Raw genomic sequence first — 22728 nt, forward strand, 5'->3', positions numbered from 1 at the left:
GCGTCATCAGTGATGCGTGCTCAAGCGCTCCTCCAAGGCATGCGCCGTCGCAGCGAGCCTCGGCCCCAACTCCCGCTCCATCCTGGCGCGATTCATGCCCGCGCTGCGGCCAACGCTGGCCAGCACCACTGACGGATGTCCCGGCACGCTGACAGGTACCGCAACCGAAGCCAGCTCGCGACCGCAAGGCGACATGCAAAAGCCGTACTGGTGGAGTTGTGAGATGCCCTCGGCCATCTGCCTGCGCAGCGCGGGCCAATCACGGCCGCTCTTGCGCTCGACGTTGCTCTGGAGGTAGAAACGCTCCCGTTCCGGCAATGCGGCGAGCAGCGCCCAGCCCATCGGGGACGAAGCAATCGGCACGCGGATCCCGGCGGCAAGGTGCGTGTCGAGATAGACGTTCTTGCCAACCTGCGATTCATTGACAATGACATCGAGCCGGTCGCGCGCACCCAGGATGACATGGGTACCGCTGGTGTCGGCGAATTTCTGCATCTCGATGCGGGCGGCGCGTTGCACGCTGTCGCCCGAGACGGCCGCGTAGCCTAGGGTCAATGCGGCGGACGCAAGCCGGTACTTGCGCCGGCTCTCGTCGTAGCGCACATAGCCGAGTGCTGCCAGGGAATGCAGCATCCGGGACACGGTAGGCGCCGGAATACCGGTCTCCATGGCAATCTCCTGGTTGCCCAGCCACGGATGCTCAGCGCAGAATGCAGCCAGCACGGCCAGGCCGCGTGCCAGCGGCACCACCCGCACGTCACCCTTGTCGAGATCACGGTTCGATTGCTTCACGGCTTGAACGGTTGCCATGGCTGTCTCCATTTTTTCCGGCCCGGCCTTCATTGGACCGTGCCGTTATTCCCGTCACGCCTCAAGCGTAATCAGCTGGCGGCGAGGCGCCCAGTTGTCTTCCGCGACGCGGCGATTCGCCAACCGCGATCCAGCACCCCGCGTGCCGGGCGGCCGGCACTGGTTAACGCCGGCCCAGTCTCCCCCGCCCGCTGAGAGCTCGGCGCGCGCCTCAAACCAGGCGCAGGATATCGTCGACCCGGGCTCGCTCGGTGCGGTAGCCATTCACCGGGTGTGCCCTGTCGGCGTAGCCGAAGGAGATGCCGCACACCACCTTGCGTCCCTCCGGAATGGCAAAGTAATTGCGGATGAAGCTGGACTGCATGGCCAGGGCCGCCTGCGGCGTGGTGGCCACGCCATGAGCCTGGGCTGACAGCAGGAAGGCGCTGACGAAGCCGCCCGCGTCCACAGCGCCATACGCGCCCAGCTCCGCCGGCACGGTGACGATCGCCACATGCGGCGCACCGAACAGGCGGAAGTTTTCGAACGACTGGCTTTCGCGCCGCTCCTTGTCGCCGCGGCCAATCCCCAGCGCTTCATAGAGCTGAAAGCCGGCCTGGCGGCGACGGTCGAGGTAGACGCCCCGGTATTCGTCGGGAAACGGAAAGTCAGAGTCCAGTTCGGGGTGCTGCCGCACCTGCTCCATCAGCGCATTCCTGAACTTTTCAGTGCTCTCGTCCGAAGTAATCACCAGATCCCAGGGTTGCGTGTTGCACCACGAGGCGGTGCCGCGCGCCGCGTCGACGATGCTGCGGATCACGTCCTCCGGCACCCGCTCGCGCAAATAGGCGCGGCACGTGGCGCGCCCGAAGATCAAGCGCCGTAGCGCGTCAATATCGGCATGGTGTGCGGTCATGAGGACCAGTCCTTCCAGGAGTTAGTTCGTGCCGGGCGGCGGCCCCGGCGATGCTCGCCAACCTTCCCCGAACACGAGAAGGGTGGCGTGGCCCATCAGGGCGACTTGCGCAGGCCCAACACGTTGTGGGCCACGAACTGGTCAATAAGACTTCGGCAGCCCGAGCTTGCGCTCGGCGATGTTCGACAGGATAAGCTGCGGGGTGACGGGCGCAATGTAGCCGATCCAGGCTTCGCGCATGAATCGTTCCACGTGATATTCCTTCGCGTAGCCGAAGCCGCCATGCGTGAGGATCGAGGTCTGGCAAGCGTTCATGCAGGCCTCGGATGCCAGCAGCTTGGCCGCGTTGGCCTCCGAGCCGCAGGAGATCCCTTTGTCGTAGAGATCGGCAGCGGCGAGCAGCATGTGGTTGGCAGCCTCTAGCTCCGCCCAGTTGCGCGCCAGCGGATGCTGGACACCCTGGTTCTTGCCAATCTGTCGACCGAAGACGACACGGTCCTTGGCATATTGCGTGGCAAGCTTGAGCACCGCGCGGCCGATACCGACCTGCTCGGCGGCGACGAAAACGCGCTCCGCATTCATGCCGTGGAAGATATACTTCAGGCCCTTGCCCTCTTCACCGATCAGCGAGTCCTTGGAAACCGGCAGATCGTCGATGAACAACTCGTTGGTATCGACAGCGGCACGGCCAAGTTTGTCGATCTCCCGAATCTCCACATAGTTGCGGTCGAGCTTGGTGTAGAACAGGCTCAGCCCTTCGCCGTGCTTCCTGACCTCCTCGACCGGCGTGGTGCGCGCGAGAATCAGCATGTGGTCGGCGACCTGCGCGGTCGAAATGAAGACCTTCTTGCCCGAGATCAGGTAGTTGCCATCGGGCTGCTTCTTCGCCACGACCTTGAGCTTGGTGGTATCAAGCCCCGTGTCCGGCTCGGTGACGGCGAAACACGCCTTGTGTTCACCACGGACGAAGGGCGGCAGCCAGGCCTTCTTCTGCGCATCCGTGCCGAAATGCACGACCGGCTGCAAGCCGAAGATGTTCATGTGGATAGTGGACGCGCCCGCCTGCCCGCCGCACTCGGCCACGGTACGCAGGAAGAGCGCGGCTTCCGTCACGCCAAGGTTCGCGCCGCCGAACTCCTCCGGCATGCAGATCCCGAGCCAGCCGCCACTGGCAACAGCCTCGAAAAACTCGTGCGGGAACTCGTGGTTCTTGTCCTTGTTCCGCCAGTACTCGAGCGGAAAGTCCGCACAGATCTTTTCTGCCGCATCAATAATGGCGAGCTGATCGGCGCTGAGTTGGTAATCCATCGCTTTACTCCAGCAGGTGTCGGATCAGGCCTTGTCGGCGGGGCGCAGCATCATCAGGCCGGTGCGCACGGCAGTGCAGACGATTTCGTCGCGCTGGTTTTTGGCAACGTGCTTGAAGGTGACGATGCCGGAGTCCGTGCGGCTTTTGGAAATCCGGGTTTCGATGATTTCGGTCTCGACGCGGATGGTGTCGCCGTGGAAGGTGGGCTTGGGGAAAGCAATCTCGCCGAAGCCGAGGTTGCCCAGCGTGGTGCCCAGCGTGGTCTCGTACACCGTGATGCCAGCCACCAGCGCCAGCAGGAACATGCTGTTGACCAGGCGCTGGCCGTAGAACGTATTCTTGCTGTATTCGGCGTCGATGTGCAGCGGTGCGCAGTTGTAGGTCATGGCCGAGAACAGGACGTTGTCGGTCTCGGTGACGGTGCGGCGGATGGCGTGCTCGATCACCATGCCGGGCTTGAATTCTTCGAAGTATAGGCCTGCCATTTTCTATCTCCTTGGATGGTCGCTATCAGTTGTTGAACGATTGTGCGAGCTCGATGATTTCGCGTGCCGTCTTCACATGCGCGATGTCGATGTGCTCGCCGTCATAGACGCACGAGGCGCGACCCTCGGCCTGGGCCTTTTCCAGCGCATCGATCATTCCCTGGTAGAACGCCACTTCCTCCTCGGTGGGACTGTAGGTCGTGTTGACGATGTCGACGTTGGAGGGATGCAGCACCAGCTCGCCACTCATGCCCAGCTGGCGGTCATTGGCGGATGAGATCTTGAGCCCTTCGAGGTCATGCACCTGCTGCCAGACTCCGCCGATGGGCAGCTTGCCCGCGGCGCGTGCGGCCATGACGATGCGCGACTTCAGGTACAAGGTCTCGCGCCCTTCGAGCGACCAGACGGTCTTGAGGGCACGGGCCACATCGGCGTTCTTGGCCGTGGCGCCGACGATGGCGGGCACGCGCTCGTGCTGGGCAATCTCGTAGGCGTATTGCAGCGAGCGGGCGGTCTCCAGCAGCGGGATCACCCGGGTGTGGCCCACCGGCAGGCCGGCGCGGTATTCGGCCTCGGCCAGCATGGACGAGACAGTATGAATGTCCTCGGGGCCGCAAGGCTTGGAGATCATGATGCCCTCTACCACCGGATGGACGATGGCCAGGATGTCTTCGTAGTCGTACAGATGCGCGCTGCGATTGATGCGCACCCAGATGCGCGGCTTCTGCCCAGCCAGCCAGTCCAGCTTGGACTTGACGATCTCACGCGCCTCGACTTTCTGGGCCGGCGGCACGCTGTCCTCAAGGTCCAGGATCAGCGCATCCGCTCTGGCTGCCACCGATTTCACGATCCAGTCTGGCTTGTTGCCCGGCACGAACATCATGGATCGTATCGGTTTCATGGCACTTACACTCATCCTCGTCTCCTGGTAACGATTACTGCCTTACAACCGTTAGATAAACGGCGAAAAAATTTTGGGAGATCCCGTGGCCTTGATGCTAGATGGGCCAGGTTGTTGTACTCAAGTAGTGACTGGCGAACCACCGATTCGCATTGCGCGAACCGGCGATGCACCGACGGCTTCAGCCTGCGGGATGGCGTCTCGGCAATCGTTGCAGGCAGCGAAACTTGGCTACCACCTCGTTGCGCTGGTTATAGGCGCGACGCTCCAGTTCGATCAGGCCGGCGTCAGGGCGCGCGGGGTCGTCGCGCTTGTCCAGCACCTCGCTCTCGACATGGATGGTGTCGCCGATGAAGACGGGCCGCGTGAAGCGCACGTCGCAGAAGGCAACGGTGCCCGGCACCAGGCCCCGTGCCAGTCCGGCCGCACCGATCCCGCATGCCAGCCCCAGCAGCAGGATGCTGTTGACTGCACGCATGCCATATGGTGCGGCTTCGGCATACGCCTCGTCCACGTGCAATGGCTCCATGCCATAGGTCAGCGTGCTGAACAGGAGGCTATCGGCCTCTGAGATGGTCTTGTGGATAGCATGCCGGCAGGCGCTGCCGATGACAAAGTCCTCGAAGTAGCGGCCGGTCGCGGCGTCTGACATGGGTCCATTCCCTTGAAAGACGGGACTTGCATGTGCATGCCACGACGCAGCATCCCGTCACGCCTCAAGGGTAATCAGCAGGCGGCGAGGCGCCAAGTTGTGTTCCGCGACACGGCGATTCGCCAACCGCGATCAGGCATCCGGTATGCCGGTCGGGTCAGGATGACCCCGGCCCAGGCTGCTCGGTCAGCTGGCGGATCAGCGCGCGCGTCGCCGCCGTGACCGCCTTGCCGCGGCGCGTGCCGATGCGCACGCTGCGAGTCGTCCATGGTTCGGGGATCCGTAACACAGTCGAGCGCGTGCTGGCCTCAAGCGAGACCATGCACTCCGGCAGGATGGTCACGCCAAGGCCCGCCTCAACCAGGCTGCGCGCCGCCTCGGGACCATTGATCGTGAACTTGGGATGCACCACCCGGCCGATCTCGCGCGCGGCGCGATTGACATCGGACATCAGCGTGGTGTTCGGGTGCATGGCAATGAACGGCTCGCGGATCAGATCGGCGAAGGCGACCTCTGGCTGCTCGCCCAGCGTGTGGCCATGCGGCACCAGCGCGACCAGTCGGTCGACGCGATACGGCAGGCTGTCCAGCGGCTCATCGTCGATATCCGGGCTGACGATATACACCGCGAGGTCGACATCCCCTGCCACCACCGAACGCACCAGGTTGGTATTGGCGTCCTGTTTCAGCTCCAGCTCGACCAGCGGGAAGTTGCGGGAGAATTCGCCGATCTCGCGTGCCAGGTACTGGATGATGACGGCGCCCGTGGTGCCCACGGTGACATGGCCACGAACGCCCTCGGAGAATTCGCCGAGTTCCCGGCGCATGTCCTCAAGGTTCTCGAACAGCAGGCGCAGATGGCGCGCCAGGACTTCGCCCGCCGCGCTCGGCGCGACGCCGCTGGGATTGCGCTCGAACAACTGCACGCCGGCAATGTCTTCCAGATCCTGGATGCGCTTGGTTGCCGCGGAGGCGGCAATGTTCTCGCGAATGGCAGCGCGGCGGATCTGGCGCTCTTCCACCACCGTCAGGAACAGCCGCAGGGTGAACAGGTCGACCCGCCGGGTCAGGCCATGCACGCTCAGCGTGCTCATGGTGTCTCCTTCAGTGCTGGAACCGGTCTGTCGCCGGGTCAGGCTTCGCATGTTGCGTAGCAGCATCGTGCTGCGTGCCCGCGAATCTCACCGCGAGTATACCGTCATGCCTTGCGAGCATGCACGGCTGCCGCGGCCGGGCGGGGGCACGCTTGCGCTCACTGTACGGAACCGGGGCCCGCCTCGGATTGACAGCCCCAATGCGTGCGGGGAATCTGGTCACCATGCCAGTGCATGTCGCCATCGACGCGGCACGCACCAATGACACTTTTCCCCGGGAACGCACCTGTGACTACAATCCAATCCGATTCCAGTTCGGCGGCCAATTGCCCACCTCTCGAGCAGGCTGTGGTTAACCTGATCCGGGACCTGACCTTCGACCAGCTCGACGCGCCGGCCCATGCCGGGGTGAGCCGGCTCATGCGCGACCAGCTCGCCCTGCAGATCGGCACCTCGCAGATGCCATGGTCGCACCAGGTACTCGCGTTCGCCACCGCCCGGCAACGCCCCGGCCGCAGCCACGTCGCCGCCAGCACAGCCCCCATGAGTGCCGCGGACGCCGCCTTCGTCAATGGCGCCTACGGCCATGGCTTCGAGTACGACGATGCGCACGGAGCCAGCGCCAGCCATCCCGGCAGCTGCGTGATTCCCGCGGCGCTCGCGCTCGGCGAGGAATTGGGCTCGACCCTGGAGGAGGTCATCACCGCGATCGTGGCCGGCTACGAGGTCTACACCCGGATCGGCGTGCTGGCGGCGCCGGACCTGCTCAAGCGCGGCTATCACCCGCATGCGGTACTGTCCAGCTTCGGCGCCGCGGCAGTCTCGGCCAAGTTGCGCAAGTTCGATGCGGAAACCACCCTGCACGCGCTCTCCATCGCGCTGAGCCATGCGGCCGGCACCACCGAGTACACCTCCACCGGTGGCTCGGTCAAGCGGGTGCACGCCGGCATCGGGACGCGCAGCGGCATGGTCTCGGCCGACATGGCGCAGGCCGGCATCACCGGGCCGCGCGCCTTCCTGAGCGGCAACAAAGGCTTCTTCCGCACCTTCCTGCAGCGTGGCCCGGGCGATCGGGCCGAGGAGCGGTTCCGCCTCGACCAGCGGTTCGAGATTGGCACGGTCTGGCTCAAGGCTTACTGCGCCTGCTATTGCACCCATGCGTATATCGACGCAATCGGCCCGTTGGCGGCGCGGCGCGCCGACATCGCCGATATCCAGGCCCGCATCCACCCCGCCTTCAACGTGGTGGTCGGCACCGCTAATGCCAACGCGTACGAGCCGAAGAACATCGAGCACGTCCAGTTCAGCCTGCCAACGCAGATGGCATTCGCCGTGCTCGGCATGGGCAATGGCTACAAGGTGCACCGCGACTACCTGGCCGGCAAGCTCGACATGGACCCCGTGAAGGAAGTGGCGCGTGGCATCGGCATTACCGAGGCGCCGGAACTCGAGCAGCGCTACCCCGGCAAGTTCGTCGCCGATGTCACCGTGACCTTCCGCGATGGCACATCCGAGCACGTATTTGTGGAAGATCCGATCGGTTCCCTGGCGAATCCCATGTCGGAAGCCGAACAGGACGCGAAATTCATGGAGCTGACGGTTGACGTGCTTGGCGAAGACCGGGCGCAGACGTTGCTGGCGACGCTCAGGAAGATGGATCCGCGCATCAAAGCCGCAGACCTGATGGCCTTGACGCACTGAGTTTCGGATAGAGCAAGCGAGCCGACCGGGCTCGGCTCGCTCTCCTTGTCGGAGACTTATCGGCCGGCTTTCAGCCGGCCTTTGCCTTGGCCTGCGTCAGGGCTACCAGCTTTTTCCACCGTTCCAGTTCAGCCGGCGCACTGGCGCGAACCGCAGCGGCATCCGCGATATCGACCTCCAGGCCCTGCCCGATGCAGTAGGACTTGAACGCGGGCGTCGCAGCCGCCGCGGTCATTGCCCTGGACAGTTGCGTGACGATGGCAGGCGGCGTGCCCCGTGGCGCCATGACCCAGATCGGCGAGACCAGTTCATAGGCTTTCAGGCCGGCCTCGTCCATCGTCACGACATCCGGAAGCTGGCTCGAACGCTGCAGGCTGGTGACTGCCAGCACGCGCAATCGTCCCCCCTTGACCAGCGCCAGCGACGAGGCCACGCCCCCGAAGCCAACGTCGACCTGCCCGCTCGCCGTATCGACCGCGACCTGCGCCGGGCCCTTGTACGGGACGTGGGTCATCTCAATGCCGGCCATGCTGCTCATCAGCGCCGCCGCCATGTGCGACGTGGTGCCATTTCCCGAAGACCCGAAGGACACGCCCCCGGGCTTGCGCTTCGCCGCCGCGATAACCTCCTGGACCGTGCGGAACCGCGAATTGGCCGCAGTAGTCAGCAGCAGCGCCGACATGCCCAGCCGCGCGACCGGCTCGAAGTCCCTGACCGCATCGTATGGCGTCTTCTCGACCCACTGGTTCGAATAGTGCGCGGCGTACGTGCACAGCAGCGTGTAGCCGTCCGGTGCCGCCTTGGCGACGAAGTCCGTGCCGATCATCCCGCTCGCGCCAAGGCGGTTCTCCACGACAAAGGCAGAGCCCAAGGCCTTCGTCAGCTCGGCGCTCATATAGCGCGCCACGACATCACTGCCCGAGCCAGGGCTGACGGGTACGATGATTCGCACCGGGTGGGAGGGGTAGGCCTGGGCGAGAACCGAAGCCGGGAACGATGCCGGCATAGCCGCCAGCGCCGGCAGCGACTGAAGGAAGGTGCGGCGCCTGATCATTGCGTTGCTCCATTCTGGATGCGGCCGGCGGCCGCCAGGTTGGCAAGCTGCTCCCTGGTCAGCCATTCAGCCAGTGCCAGGGCGGCATTCTCCGGGGTGGCCGCGGCCGGAGGAACCGGATCGGCGGCGCGCGTACGCGAAAAGCGCGGCGCCGGGCGCGGCTGCATCACGCCATCCACCTCGACAAAGGTGCCGCGTGCCTTCAGGTGCGGATGTTCAAAGGCCTCTTCCTGGTCGAGCACGGGCGCAAAGCACACGTCGCTGCCTTCGAGCAGCTCCGTCCACTGCGCACGGGTTCGCGTCTTGAACTGCGCAGCAAACAAGCGGCGAGCGGCCGGCCAGTCGGCGCGGTCTGCCTGCTTACCCAGCGCGGACGGGTCCAGCTCCAGTCGTTCGAGGAGCTGCTGGTAGAACTTGGCCTCGATCGGGCCGATCGATATGTACTTGCCATCGGCGCATTCGTAGACATCGTAGAATGGCGCCCCCGAATCCAGCAGGTTGGTGCCTCGCTCCGATCCGGTCAGGCCGGCCGCGCGCAGCCCGGTATGTACCGTCAGCAGCGACGCCACGCCATCGACAATTGCCGCGTCGACGACCTGCCCCTTGCCGGAGGCACGCGCCTCCAGGATGGCGCTCACGATGCCAAGTGCGGCATAGACCGAGCCGCCGGCATAGTCGCCAACGACATTGAGCGGTACCGTCGGCGGCTCGCCCTCACGCCCGATCGCATTGAGCAGTCCGGTGATCGCGATGTAGTTGATATCGTGCCCGGCCGTCTGGGCCAGCGGGCCATCCTGGCCCCAGCCGGTCAGCCTGCCGTACACCAGTCTCGGATTGCGCGCGAGGCATGCATCAGGCCCCAATCCGAGCCGCTCGGTGACACCGGGGCGGAATCCCTCGATCAGTGCGTCCGCCTTGTCGATCAGCGTGCGAACCAGTTCCAGCTCGGCCGGATCCTTCAGATCGACCTGGATCGACTTTCGGTTGCGCAACACCAGATCAAACTGCAGCGGCCGTGACAGGCCCAGCCCCGATGGCTCTTTCCGGTCGACGCGAATGATCGTCGCGCCGAGGTCTGCAAGCAACATGGCGCAAAAGGGAGCCGGCCCGATGCCCGCCAGCTCCACGATGCGCACTCCAGCAAGTGGTCCCACCATTGTCTCCTGATAGCTATGCCCGGTCGATCGTGCGCGCCTTCCCCCCAGAACTCAACTCGCCTGCCCATGCCGTTCCGTGCTTTGAGAGGAGGACCCTGCATCAGCGCTCAAAGCACGGAACGGTTCATGGGCGACGATTGCCCAGCACACCGGCCGCGCCTATCTTCGAGGCATAAGAGAGGAGACATCATGTTCAGCAGAAGGCATTTCCTGAAATCACTGGCGTCACTAGGGGCCGTTGCCTGCGCGCCGTCGGCGTTTGCGCAGCAATTTCCGTCGCGGCCGATTCGAATTGTGGTCCCGGCCTCCCCAGGCACGGCGGTCGACATTACGGCACGCTTTGTTGCCGAGGCACTGGCAAAGAACCTCAAAACCCCGGTCATGGTGGACAACCGGGCTGGCGCCGGCGGGCTCATCGGCACGGACGCGGTCGCCAAGGCTCCCGGGGACGGCTACACGCTGCTGTTCGCCGGTGTTCCCCACCTGACCACGCGGTGGTTTGCCGAGGGTCCGGTCACCTTCGATCCGGTCAAGGACTTCGTGCCGATTGCCAGGGTGAGCAGTTCCGCGCTGGGCATCGTAGTCAAGGCCGACTCGCCTTACAAGACCCTGAGCGACCTGGTCGCGGCAATGAAGCGCAAGCCGGGCGAGATCACGTACTCATCCGGGGGAGCGGGCAGCACCTCTCATCTCTGCTCCGTCATGCTGAACGACCTGACGAAAACGCGCGCAAGGCATATCCCTTACAAGGGCAACGGCCCGGCCGTGACCGACGTCATTGCCGGCCAGGTGGACTTTACATGCCAGGGCGCACCCAGCGTGGTGCCGATGATCAAGGCGGGCAAGCTGCGCGGTCTCGCCGTCACGAGCGCCGGGCGGTGGGGTGAGATCCCCGATGTCCCGACCTCGGCGCAAGCGGGGGTTGCGGGCTACCAGGTCGCGTCGTGGATCGGCGCCCTCGCCCCCGTTGGGACGCCGGCCCCCATCGTCCAGCGCCTGTCCGACGAACTGGTGCGGATCGCTCAGTCGCCCGCGTTCAAGGCGTTCTGCGCTCATCAGTCGATGTACGTTGATATCGCGGATCGCCGCCAGTTCCTGGCTGATTTGCCGAAGGAGGATGCGCACTGGAAGCGCATCGCGCAACTGTCGAAGGAATCCTGAGTTCGCTGGCTTACCAAGCGTCTTACCAGCTTACCTACCAGAGCAGCGCGCAGTGAGCCAAGGGGTGACATGTCCAGAGCCGCGGGACGTAAATTGCAGCCCTCTTCCAGGCCTGACCGTGCTCCAGTCCGGCCGCGCGGCGGGCTCCCACAAACGTTAGGTAGATTTTGCACGCCCGATGAAGTAACGTCCGTGGGGAGAAATCTCCGCAACCCTGCCAGGAATCCGGCTCCGGCCCTCATAAATCATGACAAAACGCCAGGCCAACGCCACCACTGTGGACACCCGCGAGAAGCTGATGCGCCTGGCGGCGCGCGCCTTTGGCACGCAAGGCTATGCCGCCACGACCATGCGCGGGATCGCCGACCAGGCCGGCATTGAAGCGGCCAGCATCTACTATCACTTCTCCTCGAAGGAAGAGTTGCTGGATGCGGTGATGGAACACGGCGCCCAAAGCATCTTTGCGCACACACAGGCGCGCATCGCGGCGCTCCCGCCTGGCGCCGACGCCGAGCAGCGCTTCCGCGCCGGCCTGCTCGGCCTCTTCAGCGCGATGATCAAGTACGGCGACTACACCCTGGCGCATGGGCGCCAGCTGGCCGAGTTGCCGGACAAGGTGCGCGAGCGCCATCTCAGGCGACGGGCCCAGCATCAGACGTTCTGGAGCGGCATGCTGGAAGACCTGCGCACCGAAGGACACCTGCGCGAGGACATCGACATCGCCCTGTGCCGCGTGTTCGTCCTGAGCACGATGACTTCAGTGCAGACCTGGTTCAACCCGAAGAAGGGTTCGCCCGAAAAGGTGATCGACGAACTCTGCGCGATCCTGTTTGAAGGCGTCCGGCCCAGGCAGGTGCGCAAGCCGGCGCGACGGGCGCAGGCCGTGGCTTCGTGAACCAATGCTGCAGCAGCACCTCCCGATCGCGAACCGGATCCCCCTCCCCGGCATTCAGCGAGGGTAGATAGCCCTCAGCATGCAGGCGTTGTCATCCTGCCTTCGCCTGAGACAGCGCCACCAGCTTCTTCCAGCGCTCAAGTTCGGCCGCCGCATTGGCGCGGGCCTTGGCAGCGTCCTGGATGTCGACCTCCAGCCCCTGGCTGGTGCAGAACGCCTTGAAGGCCGGCGCCGCGGCGGCTTTAGTCATGGCGTCGGACAACTGCGTGATGATTGCCTGCGGCGTGCCGCGGCGGACAAATGCCCAGATCGGGGTGACCAGTTCATAGCCCTTCAAGCCAGCCTCGTCCAGGGTGGGCGCGTCGGGGAAATAGGTCGACCGCTGCTTGCTGGTCACGGCCAGCACTCGCAAACGCCCCGCCTTCACCAGCGGCAGCGACGTGGCCACGCCGCCGAAGCCGGCATCCAGCTGTCCGCCCGCCACATCGATTGCGACCTGCGCCGGCGCCTTGTATGCAATGTGGTTCATCCGGATCCCAGCCATATTGCTCATCAGCGCCGCCGCCATCTGCGGCGTGGTGCCATTGCCGGGTGAGCCATAGGACAGCCCGTCCGGCTTGCGTTTCGCGGCGGTAATGAGATCTCGCACCGTTTGCAACGGTGAGTTAGCCGCAGTGACCAGCACCATCGCCGAGGTCGCCAGGCGGGCGATCGGCTCGAAGTCGGCGACCGCGTCATACGGCGTCCTCTCCACGAACTGGTTCGAGTAGTGCGCCGCGTAGTTGAACAGGATCGTATAGCCGTCGGCGGGTGCCTTTGCTACCAGATCTGTGCCGATGATCCCGCTGGCTCCCATGCGGTTCTCGACGACGAACGATCCGCCCATGGCCTTTGCCAACTCCGAGCTCATGTAGCGCGCAACGACGTCGGTACCGGAGCCAGGGCTCAGCGGCACGATAAAGCGGACCGGGTGGGACGGGTAGGCCTGCGCAAGCGCCGACAACGGTAGCGTTGCCAGCGCGGGCAGCAACTGCAGGCAGCTACGGCGTGAAATCATTACATTTTCTCCTGTTGAATCAGGCCGGTGACTGCGGTTTGCTCCCCTCTCCCACTTCGCGGGAGAAGGGATCAGACGATCAGCCGGCCGGGCAATGGCTAGACGATCCCCGTTTCGCGCAATGCCTGGATCTCGTTCGGGCTGAGCTTGAGCAGCCCGCCGTAGATCTCCTCGTTGGCACCACCCAGCGCCATGGCAGGCCGGTCGAACTGCGAGGGCGTCGCTGAGAACCGGATCGGCAGGCCCATGCCCACCGCGTCCACCGGGCCGAAATCGGGGTGGGCCAGGTTCATCAGCGCGCCGCTCTCATGCAGCCGCGGGTCGTGCAGCACCTCGTCGGGCTTGCGCACCGGCGCGCAGGGCACGCCGCGGTTGTCCAGCAGTTCGCGCACCACCTCGGCCGAGTTGCGCTGCTTCGTCCAGCCCGCGATTACCTCGTTGAGTGCTGCGGCATTGCGCATGCGCGGCCCGCGGCCGCTGAAACGCGGGTCCTCGAGCAGCTCGGGCTGGCCGATCGATTCCAGCAGCCCGCGCATCCAGTCCGGCTGGAACGCGACAATCGCCACGTGCCCGTCCAGCGTCGGATAGACCCCGAACGGCGCGAGCCGGTCGTGGTAATTGCCGGTGCGCGAGGGATAGCCTTCCCGTCCCATGACGTCGAAGTGCTCTTCAGCCACCCACGATGCCAGGCAATCCAGCATCGACACCTGCACGCGCTGGCCCTCGCCCGTGCGGCCCCGGTGAATCAGCGCGGCCAGGATGCCATTGGCGACATACATCGGCGCGACCAGGTCCGCGATCGGCAGGCCGCAGCGCGTCGGCGGCCCATCGGCGTAGCCAGTGACCTCCATCAGGCCGCTGAGCGCCTGGACGATGATGTCCATGCCCTTGAGCCCCGGGAACGCACTGGGCTCGCCCATCGCCTTGACCGACGCGTAGACGATGCGCGGATTGCGCTGCCTCACCTGCTCGTAGTCCACGCCGAGCTTGGCCGTAGTACCCTCGCTGAAGTTCTCGAGCACGACGTCCGATTCCTCGGCCAGCCGCATGAACAGCTCGCGGCCCTCCTCCGATTTCAGGTCCAGCGTGATGCTCTTTTTGTTGCGGGACCGGTTCAGGACCGTCAGCGATACCTCGCCGTCTTCACGCTGGCCAAAATGGATGCCGTGGCTGCCCACGAACGGCGGGTTGGTCCGTGCAATGTCCCCACCACCGGGCGCTTCCACGCGGATCACCTCCGCGCCCATGCCGCCAAGCAACAGCGAGCCATATGGCCCGGCAAGCGCCACGGTCAGGTCCAGTACGCGGATGCCTTCAAGTGGCCGCGATTGATTTGCTGGCACTACTGTCTCCTTTCTTGTCGGCCCGCCGTCATGCGCCCCGGGCCCTTGTCACTTCCATTGCTCTTACCACTGCTAACGACGCGCCGGCGCCGCGCTTTCCCGGCCTGGCTTGGCTCGGGCAGGTCCCCATTGCTTTGATTCAATGCTAGTGGAGCCGGCCGGTTGCGCTCAAGTAGTCACTGGCGAACCACCAGTTCGCATTGTGCGAATTGCGGGTGGTGCGGGTCGTGCTGTCAGACGATGCCGGCCTTGCGCATGGCTTGAACCTGCGAGCGGTCGTAACCCACCTCGGCCAGCACTTCTTCGGTGTGTTCGCCGACCGTGGGCGGGCGCCGCACAACATCGGGCGGGGTACGCGACAACATCGCCGGCGGCGCCACGATCGGCGCCTTGCGCGGCAGGCCCGGGTAGTCGAGCCAGATGTAGGCGCCCGACTCCTGAATCGAGGCATCATCCAGCGCCTCGCGCGGGGAATAGACCGGCGCTGCCGGGATCCTGGCCTTCTCCAGTTCCCGCAGCGCGTCATCGCGGGTGCGGCTGACGCACCATTTGCCCATCAGGCCGCTCAGGAACTCACCATGCTCGCCGCGCCGCAAGTCGTCGCTGAAACGGGGATCGTCCAACAGTTCCGGCGCGCCGATCAGGTTGGCCCAGCGCCGGAACAGCGGCTGCCCGATCACCTGGGCGATGATCCAGCCATCGGCCACGCGGAAGATGTCCGAGGGCCCATAGGAGGGGCTGCGGTTGCCCATCGCCTGCCGGTCAATGGCAAGCGCCGCTTCCTCGATCAGCGCCCCGCTGGACAGGTTCAGCGCCGTCTGCAGCAGTGACGCCTCGACGCATTGCCCGCGCCCGCTGATGCGCCGCTCGTAGAGCGCCATCACCGTGCCGAGCGCGCACGACAAGGCGGTCGAGAAATCGACCACCGGCACCATCGCCTTGGTGGGGCTGTCGGGTGTGCCAGACATGTAGACAGCACCGCTCATCGCCTGCCCCACCCCGTCGAAGCCGACCCGGTGGCCAGCGCCTTCATGCGAGCCGAAGGCCGTCGAAGCGGTCAGGATGATGCCGGGATTGATCGCGCTCAGCGTCGCGTAATCCAGCCCCAGGTTCGCCAGCGTTTTCGGCGGCATGTTCGCCACCACCACGTCAGCCTTCTCCACCAGGCGGCGCACCACCTCGCGGCCCTCCTCGCTGTCGATGTCCAGCGTGATCGAGCGTTTGTTGCGGTTGCACTGCAGGAAAAGCGCGCCCTCCCCTGAATCCGTGACCGGCACGATGAACCGGTCTTCGCTGCCACCGACCCGGTCGATCCGGATGACGTCGGCACCGTAATCGGCGAGCAGCGCTGCGCAGAACGGGCCGGCAATGAAGCGTCCGAAATCGAGGACGCGGATACCTTCAAGAACCTTGGACATCTTCTTTAGCTTCCATCTCACTGGTTGCCTCGTCTGGGCGAGACGACGGCTGATGGAATCGATCCTGACCGCCGGCCCTTCGCTGGTCAATCAAGCCTTCCAAGACGTTCCGTGCATCGAAATTGCATGACCGGGGCGCCGACAACGAGACCGGATCGCCCCGGCCCGTTGTCGCCCTTCCCGCTCAGGCCGTGGTCGTGCGCGGGAACACCGGAGCGCGCTTCTCGCGGAACGAGGCCACGCCTTCCTTGACCTCCGGCCCGCCGAAGCCGAACATCTCCAGCGCCAGCGAAGCATCGAAGGTCGGGCCTGCCTGGCGCAGCCAGTTGTTCAGCGAATACTTGGTCCAGCGGATCGCCGACGGCGCGCCATTGGCCAGTCGCGTGGCGATCGATACCGCCGTGTCCTGCAGTTCTGCCTCATCCACGGCGAGCGACACCAGCCCCATCTGCTCCGCCTTCTCGCCGCTCACCGGCTCGCACAGCATCAGGTGGTACTTGGCCTTGGCCATGCCGCACAGCAGCGGCCACACGATCGCGGCGTGATCGCCGGCGGCAACGCCGAGCCGCGTATGGCCGTCGACCAGCCGCGCGGTGCGCGCCGCCACCGAGATATCCGCCAGCAGCGCCGCTACCAGCCCGGCACCGACGGCGGAACCGTGGATCGCCGAAACGATCGGCTTGGAGCAATTGATGATGTTGTAGACCAGGTCTTTCGACTCGCGCCAGACGCGGGCGCGCGCGTCGAAGGAATCGATCATCTCTTCGACCATGTCGAAATCGCCGCCGGCGGAGAAGGCCTTGCCCGCGCCGCACAGCACCACGGCGCTGACGCTCGGGTCGGCATCGATATCGCGCCACACGCGGGCGATCTCGTCGTGGCCGGGTGCATCCAGCGCATTCAGGCGCTCGGGACGGTTCAGCGTGATGCGCAGGACGCCCTCGCTCGGGCGGTCAAACGCCAGGCTTGAATAGTTCTCATAGGCCGCGCCCGCGGCGGTACTGCTTTTCGACATGGAATCTCCTGAATAAAAGTGCGGGGGCGTGTGAAGCGAACAAGAAATACACACGCTCCCGTCAATCAATGCGCCGTCACGGCGTCGTCAATGCGCGGCAGCGGCGCGAATCTCTTCGAGGGCTGGCGGGTTGTCCAGTGCCGACAGGTCGCCGGCAGGCAGGCCGGTGTAAACGCTGCGGATCACGCGGCGCATGATCTTGGAGCTGCGCGTCTTGGGCAGTTGCGCGACCACGTGGACCACGGACGGGCGGAACGGGCGCCCCAGCCGGCCGTCGACATGCTTGCTGACCGCGGCCGCCAGCGCCTCGTTCGACTGCGTCATGGCGGCCGATGGCACCAGGAACACAACCAGCTTCTGCCCCTTGACCGGGTCCTCCACGCCGATGGCGGCGGCTTCAGCGATCTCCGGCAGTTCGAGCAACACGTCCTCGATTTCGGCCGGGCCAAGGCGCTTGCCCGCCAGCTTGATGGTGTCGTCGGAGCGGCCCATCATGAACCAGGTGCCGTCGTCACGGCGCAGCGCCAGGTCGCCGTGCACCCAGAGGCCCGGCACCGTGTTCCAGTAGGTGTCGAGATAGCGCTCGTCGTCCTGCCAGAATGACTGCGTCATGCCGACGAACGGCCCCCGGATCGCCAGCTCACCCACGGTATTGGTCACCGAGGTGCCGTCCGCATCCACCACGTCCACGGCCACCGACGGCGAGGCGGTGTTGAACCCGGCCGGGCTGATCGGCTTGACGATCACGCTGGACAACAGCGCCCCGGACACCTCGGTGCCGCCGGTGTAGTTGATGACCGGGCGGCGACCACTGCCGAACGCCTTCTGGAACCACAGGAAGTGTTCCGGAGCGATGCTTTCGCCAGCGGTGATCAGCAGCCGGATCGTCGAAGTATCGCCTTGCGTGGCGACGGCCTCGTTGGCGGCCAGGCCCCGGATCAGCGTCGGCGCGGAGCCGAAGTGCGTCACGCCGTAGCGCTCGACGATGCGCGACATGCGGGACCAGTCCGGGTAGTCCGGGGCGCCGTCGTAACAGACCAGCGTCGCGCCGCGCAGCAACGCGCACGACATCACCAGCGTGCCGGCCACCCAACCCATGTCCGCCGGCCAGCAGAACACATCCTTCGGGCTGACATTGAAATGGATGGCCGAATCGTGCGCGATCTTCAGCGGGAAGCTGCCGTGGGTATGCACGGTGCCCTTGGGCTTCCCGGTGGTGCCGGAGGTATAGATGATCATGAAGGGATCGTCCGGCGACATCCGCTCGGGTGCGGGATCCGGCTGTGCGCTGGCCACCTGCTGCCAGTCGAGCACTGCATCGCCGAAGACGATCGCCTCGCCCGCATGCTTCCAGACCGTGGTGCCGATGTCCGGCAGACGCGACAGCGCCTCGTCGACCAGGCTGCGCGTATCGACCCATTTGCCGCGGCGCGAGAATCCGGTCGTGGCCACAAGCGCGCTGGCCGAGCATGACGACAGGCGCGACACGATCGCATCGACGCCGAAGCCGCTGAACAGCGGCACCGTCACCGCGCCGATCCATGCGACGGCCAGCGAAGTCACGGTCGCCTCGACGCCGTTTTCCACCAGCAGGCCAACCCGGTCGCCGCGCTTGACGCCGAGCGCCTTCAGGCCGCCGGCAAAGCCGGCTACATTGCGCGCCAGCTCGGCATAGCTCAGCTGCTCGACCGCGCCGCCCTCCTTTTCCGCCACCACGGCGGTGTGCGACGCCATCGCGGGATCGTCCGCCCACCTGAGCGCGGACTTGACCCAGTTGAGCTGCCCACCCGGGAACCACTTCGGGAACGGCTTGCCCTTGGAGGCATCCACATACTGCGTGTACGGCACGTCCCACGCCACCCCGCAGAAGTCGATGACGGCGTCCCAGTAGGCGTCGGGCTTCTCGTTGGAGAAGGCCAGCAATTCGTCGTAATCCTTCAGGCCCAGGCGCGTGACCAGCGCCGACACGTTCGCCGTGGCGATATCGTCTCCCGTAGGGATCCAGTCATTGTGCAGAGAGTCACTCATCGATAATCCAGCGTATTGGTTGCACGGTTGCTGCGGCGCGATTGGGTCAAGACAGTGCATGCAGCGTCAGGAGCGCCATCGCATAGGTCCAGCGTGCGCGACGGACCGAAGCACGTCAATCAAGGCAGCGGTGTTGTGCCGTACTTTGGAATGCCGTGGCACGGTCCGGAGCGTCGGGCCTGGCCCTGTGCATCGGGAGCCGGCGCCCGACGGCGCGCGCGGGCGCTCCCCGCGTGCGGTCCGCAGCCCGGACCATGGCTTCCGGAGTACGGAACGCGGCCCCGGCGCGGCACACTAAGCGTCGCTGCCGACATCGCGCAGCAGCACCATCAGCTCCACCGCGGCGGCCTTCAGTTCCGGCACGATGCGCGCCCGAATCGCGTCGACGTCCGCGCGCAGGTCGACCGCCCCACAGTTCAGCGCCATCAGCGTGTCCGCGCGCCCCACTCTGAGCGGCAGGGCGATGCCGTAGGCATTGCGCTGGTATTCGCCGAGCGACATGCAAACGCCGCTCGTGCGCAGGTCCTCGAACGCCGCCTCGATGTTCTTCCGCACCTCTTCGGCCTGCGGCGCTGCGGCCTCTACCACCGAGGCAACGTAGCCCGACCGTGTGTTCTCGGGCAATCCCCACAGCCACGCCCGCCCGATCGCCGTCAGCCCCATCGGCAGCAGCGATCCTGCGCCCAGCCGCAGCGTGGCGATGCGCGTGCTGGTGCGATATGCGACATAGAGCATGTCGAGCTGGTCGGGCACCGCCAGCGCCACCGAAACGTTTAGCCGGTCGGCCAGCTGCTGCATGAACGGATGGGCCAGCCGCGTGACCGCGCTGGTTTCCAGGTAGGCGTGACCTATGCCGAGCGGGCCGCTGCCGAGCTCGAATTGCGGCCCCCCCGCCACGCGGCGCAGGAAGCCCATGCTGACCAGCGTCATGGTCAGGCGCGACACCGTGGATTTGGACAGTCCCGTCCGGCGCACCAGTTCGCCGTTGGTCAGGGGCACGCGCTCCGCGCGAAAGGCGCGCAGTACCTGGAGGCCACGCTCCAGCGTCATGGTGACGGGTGAGGAAGGGCTCATTGCGACTCCGTACAGCTTGCAGAAGGGAACACATCGCCCCGCCCGCATCCCTTACGATTGTTAGGTACATTCTGGCAGCCAGGACGGCCGGCTTCCATGAGGTAAACCCGCACCAGCGGGCTCGCTCAAGTGCCATCAATTTCATTGCACGGCACAGTTGTCGCATGGGCTTTGACGCCATCGCACGACATCTCACAGACTCCGCACACATACAAGACCACAACGGAGGAGCCCTATGAAGCGTCGGTATTACGCCGCAGTGCTGTTGTCCATGGCTGCACCATTCGCCGCCGCGCAATCATCCGTCACGCTGTACGGCGTCGCGGACATCGGCCTGGAATACCTGAACAACGCCAATGCCGCCGGCGACAAGCTGTTTCGCATGACGTCCGGCAACGCGTCGGGCTCCCGCTGGGGCCTGCGCGGCGTGGAGGACCTGGGCAGCGGCATGAAAGCGGTCTACGCGCTGGAAAGCGGCTTCGATCTCGACAGCGGTGTATCCAGCCAGGGCGGCCGCCTGTTCGGCCGCCAGGCGTTCGTGGGCCTGGACCACAAATGGGGCCGCGTCACGCTCGGCCGGCAGCAGAACGCCCTGTTCGACTTGCTGATCAACTATGAGCCGATGGTGCTGGCGGCACGCTATTCGGCGCTGTCGATCGATACCAACCTTGCGGGACGCTACGACAACACGGCCAAGTACACGGGCAAGTTCGGCCCAGTCACGGCAACCGCCCTGTACAGCTTTGCGCGCGGTACCAGCATCACCAGCGGCGGCACTACGTCGCTCGGCACCGAGGTACCCGGCGACGTCAAGAGCGACCGTGCCTTTGGCGGCGGCCTGGAGTACGCCGGCGGCAACTTCGGCGCTACCGTGATCTATGACCAGCAGCAAGGCACGCGTGGCATCACCGGTCAGAACTCGGGCCAGACCGACCGGCGCATCGCGGCGGCGGCCAACGTCAGCTTAGGCAGCTCGACCGTGTTGGCCGGCTATCGCTGGTTCAACGGCGATATCGGTGTCGCGCGCCGCAACGACCTGTTCTGGCTGGGCTACCGTTTCCGGGCTACGCCTGCCCTCACCCTGACCGGCGCGGGCTATTACGTGAACAACCGGCGTAACGGGCAGGATCCATGGATGCTGGTCGCATCCGCCAATTACGCATTGTCCAAGCGTACCGATGCCTTCCTGAACGTGGGGTACGTGCGCAACAAGGACAACTCCAACCTTGGCCTGAACGGCTTCGGCAGCACGATCACGCCGGGCGAGAATCAGACCGGGGTCATGGTCAATATTCGCCATAAGTTCTGACGGATTGGCTCCGGCCGTGCCGCTTCCATGCGTGTGCCGCCGGACAGCAAGACAAGAAGTAGAAAAGGGAAGAGGTAAAGGGAACTGGCGCCTGCTCGCGTGTCAAAGCGCGACCAAGCGCATTTTTTTGGTGTGGCTATCGGTCTCGAAAGCGGCCGCTTCCGCAGCTGACGCTATCGAATCGCACCCGCGTCGCGCAGCGCCGCGAGCTCCTGCGCGGAGAACCCCCAATCGCCCAGCACCTCGTCGGTGTGCTCTCCGGGACGGGCCGGGGGCCGCTGGATGCTTCCCGGCGTGCGGCTGAAGCGCGGCGCCGGCGCCGGCTGCACCACGCCATCGACTTCAACGAAAGTCTTGCGTGCCTGCAGGTGGTTGCAGTGCGGCGCCTCTCCCATCGACAGGATGGGCGTGATGCAGGCCTCGGCACCAGCCGCGAGCGCTGCCCACTCGTCGCGCGTGCGCGTCCGGAACGCGGCGGCAAACTGCTCGCGCATCGCCGGCCAGCCGGTGCGTTCGTGCTGGCCGGGCAGCTTGTCGACGTCGAGCCCGAGGAGCTTCACGGCGTTGCGGTAGAAGCGCGTCTCGTTGGCGCCGATACCGACATGCTTGCCGTCCTTCGTCTCGTACACGTTGTACCAGGGCGCACCCGAGTCGAGCCGGTTGGTGCCGCGTTCGTCGGTCCAGTACCCTGCTGCACGCAGGCCGTAGATCAGCGTCATCAGCGATGCCGATCCGTCGACCATCGCGGCATCCACCACCTGTCCGCGCCCGGACATGCGGCTCTCAAGGATGGCGCTGACCACGCCCAGCGCCAGGTAAAGCGAGCCGCCGCCGAAGTCGCCCGCGAGATTGAGCGGGATCGACGGCGCTTCGCCGGCCTTGCCGACGGAATGCAGCACGCCTGTCAGCGCGATGTAGTTGATGTCGTGCCCAGGCTCCTGGGCCAGCGGCCCGTCCTGCCCCAAGCCGGTCATGCGGCCGTAGACCAGTCGCGGGTTGACCTTGTGGCAGTCGTCCGGGCCCAGCCCGAGCCGTTCCGCCACGCCGGGGCGGAAACCCTCGATCACGGCGTCGGCCTGGCTGACCAGCCGCAGCACCGCCGCGGCCGCCGCCGGCTGCTTGAGGTCCATGGCGGCACTGCGGCGGCCGCGATTGAGCAGGTCGAAGCGTGCCTCGACCGGCGCGCCGCCGTCGGAGGGCGACGGACGGTCAATGCGGATGATGTCGGCGCCCAGGTCGGACAACAACATGCAGCAGAACGGCCCCGGGCCGATTCCGCCCAGTTCCACGATCTTGATGCCCGCGAGGGGCCCGGTTGGTTTTCGCGCCATGTCGTTGGTCTCCTGGGAATTCAATGGCCGTTCAGGGTCC

At 65.5% G+C, this 22728-nt stretch carries 20 protein-coding genes; 4 read left to right on the forward strand and 16 right to left on the reverse strand.

What is annotated here, in order from left to right; genetic code table 11:
• Window positions 1-6 precede the first annotated feature (6 nt).
• From JTE92_RS10080 to JTE92_RS10110, 7 genes are all read right to left on the reverse strand, one after another.
• Window positions 7-810 carry an IclR family transcriptional regulator gene (locus tag JTE92_RS10080; protein WP_063237237.1) on the reverse strand — a complete coding sequence of 268 codons (804 nt, stop codon included), beginning with the start codon at window positions 808-810 and terminating at the stop codon, window positions 7-9.
• Between the two features lie 211 nt (window positions 811-1021).
• On the reverse strand, window positions 1022-1705 hold the full coding sequence (locus JTE92_RS10085; protein WP_063237238.1) for a nitroreductase: 684 nt from the start codon (window positions 1703-1705) through the stop codon (window positions 1022-1024).
• Window positions 1706-1846: 141 nt separating this feature from the next.
• Window positions 1847-3013, reverse strand: coding sequence for an acyl-CoA dehydrogenase family protein (locus JTE92_RS10090; RefSeq protein WP_063237239.1), 1167 nt, complete (start codon window positions 3011-3013; stop codon window positions 1847-1849).
• Between the two features lie 24 nt (window positions 3014-3037).
• Window positions 3038-3499, reverse strand: a complete 462-nt coding sequence (locus JTE92_RS10095) for a MaoC family dehydratase (protein WP_042877232.1) — start codon at window positions 3497-3499, stop codon at window positions 3038-3040.
• Window positions 3500-3524: 25 nt separating this feature from the next.
• Entirely contained in the window at window positions 3525-4400 is an 876-nt protein-coding gene (locus tag JTE92_RS10100; protein ID WP_116386908.1) for an HpcH/HpaI aldolase/citrate lyase family protein, read from the reverse strand.
• Window positions 4401-4581: 181 nt separating this feature from the next.
• A complete protein-coding gene (locus JTE92_RS10105) occupies window positions 4582-5052 on the reverse strand; it encodes a MaoC family dehydratase (protein ID WP_063237241.1) in 471 nt (156 codons plus the stop codon).
• Between the two features lie 157 nt (window positions 5053-5209).
• On the reverse strand, window positions 5210-6145 hold the full coding sequence (locus JTE92_RS10110; RefSeq protein WP_063237242.1) for a LysR family transcriptional regulator: 936 nt from the start codon (window positions 6143-6145) through the stop codon (window positions 5210-5212).
• A gap of 261 nt (window positions 6146-6406) precedes the next feature.
• Between JTE92_RS10110 and JTE92_RS10115 the strand changes: the two genes are divergently transcribed.
• Window positions 6407-7846, forward strand: a complete 1440-nt coding sequence (locus JTE92_RS10115) for an MmgE/PrpD family protein (RefSeq protein ID WP_063237243.1) — start codon at window positions 6407-6409, stop codon at window positions 7844-7846.
• Between the two features lie 70 nt (window positions 7847-7916).
• On the opposite strand, the gene JTE92_RS10120 is transcribed toward JTE92_RS10115, so the two are convergent.
• Window positions 7917-8900, reverse strand: coding sequence for a Bug family tripartite tricarboxylate transporter substrate binding protein (locus tag JTE92_RS10120; protein WP_063237244.1), 984 nt, complete (start codon window positions 8898-8900; stop codon window positions 7917-7919).
• Entirely contained in the window at window positions 8897-10057 is a 1161-nt protein-coding gene (locus JTE92_RS10125; RefSeq protein WP_063237245.1) for a CaiB/BaiF CoA transferase family protein, read from the reverse strand. Before JTE92_RS10125 ends, JTE92_RS10120 begins: the two co-directional genes overlap by 4 nt.
• A 189-nt stretch (window positions 10058-10246) precedes the next feature.
• Between JTE92_RS10125 and JTE92_RS10130 the strand changes: the two genes are divergently transcribed.
• On the forward strand, window positions 10247-11218 hold the full coding sequence (locus tag JTE92_RS10130; RefSeq protein ID WP_063237246.1) for a Bug family tripartite tricarboxylate transporter substrate binding protein: 972 nt from the start codon (window positions 10247-10249) through the stop codon (window positions 11216-11218).
• 247 nt (window positions 11219-11465) lie between these two features.
• Window positions 11466-12113, forward strand: coding sequence for a TetR/AcrR family transcriptional regulator (locus tag JTE92_RS10135; protein ID WP_063237247.1), 648 nt, complete (start codon window positions 11466-11468; stop codon window positions 12111-12113).
• A 91-nt stretch (window positions 12114-12204) separates the two neighbouring features.
• On the opposite strand, the gene JTE92_RS10140 is transcribed toward JTE92_RS10135, so the two are convergent.
• The 6 genes from JTE92_RS10140 to JTE92_RS10165 all read right to left on the reverse strand — a co-directional run bounded on the left by JTE92_RS10140 (window position 12205) and on the right by JTE92_RS10165 (window position 20048).
• The gene (locus JTE92_RS10140) at window positions 12205-13170 is read right to left on the reverse strand and encodes a tripartite tricarboxylate transporter substrate binding protein (RefSeq protein WP_063237248.1); all 966 of its coding nucleotides are present in this window, start codon (window positions 13168-13170) and stop codon (window positions 12205-12207) included.
• 98 nt (window positions 13171-13268) lie between these two features.
• A complete protein-coding gene (locus JTE92_RS10145; RefSeq protein WP_063237249.1) occupies window positions 13269-14513 on the reverse strand; it encodes a CaiB/BaiF CoA transferase family protein in 1245 nt (414 codons plus the stop codon).
• 233 nt (window positions 14514-14746) lie between these two features.
• Window positions 14747-15931, reverse strand: coding sequence for a CaiB/BaiF CoA transferase family protein (locus JTE92_RS10150; protein ID WP_063237250.1), 1185 nt, complete (start codon window positions 15929-15931; stop codon window positions 14747-14749).
• Window positions 15932-16115: 184 nt separating this feature from the next.
• Window positions 16116-16946: an enoyl-CoA hydratase/isomerase family protein gene (locus tag JTE92_RS10155; RefSeq protein ID WP_063237251.1), complete on the reverse strand. Its 831-nt coding sequence runs from the start codon at window positions 16944-16946 to the stop codon at window positions 16116-16118.
• Between the two features lie 87 nt (window positions 16947-17033).
• Window positions 17034-18974: an AMP-binding protein gene (locus tag JTE92_RS10160; RefSeq protein ID WP_063237252.1), complete on the reverse strand. Its 1941-nt coding sequence runs from the start codon at window positions 18972-18974 to the stop codon at window positions 17034-17036.
• A 294-nt stretch (window positions 18975-19268) separates the two neighbouring features.
• Window positions 19269-20048, reverse strand: a complete 780-nt coding sequence (locus JTE92_RS10165) for an IclR family transcriptional regulator (RefSeq protein WP_063237253.1) — start codon at window positions 20046-20048, stop codon at window positions 19269-19271.
• Between the two features lie 235 nt (window positions 20049-20283).
• On the opposite strand from JTE92_RS10165, the gene JTE92_RS10170 reads away from it, so the two are divergent.
• Window positions 20284-21357 (forward strand): porin, encoded by a 1074-nt coding sequence (locus JTE92_RS10170; RefSeq protein ID WP_063237254.1) that lies wholly within the window; start codon window positions 20284-20286, stop codon window positions 21355-21357.
• A gap of 173 nt (window positions 21358-21530) precedes the next feature.
• On the opposite strand, the gene JTE92_RS10175 is transcribed toward JTE92_RS10170, so the two are convergent.
• The gene (locus tag JTE92_RS10175; RefSeq protein ID WP_063237255.1) at window positions 21531-22688 is read right to left on the reverse strand and encodes a CaiB/BaiF CoA transferase family protein; all 1158 of its coding nucleotides are present in this window, start codon (window positions 22686-22688) and stop codon (window positions 21531-21533) included.
• Window positions 22689-22728: the final 40 nt, after the last annotated feature.

Origin of the sequence: Cupriavidus oxalaticus, from assembly GCF_016894385.1 — a bacterium.
Lineage (GTDB): Bacteria > Pseudomonadota > Gammaproteobacteria > Burkholderiales > Burkholderiaceae > Cupriavidus > Cupriavidus oxalaticus.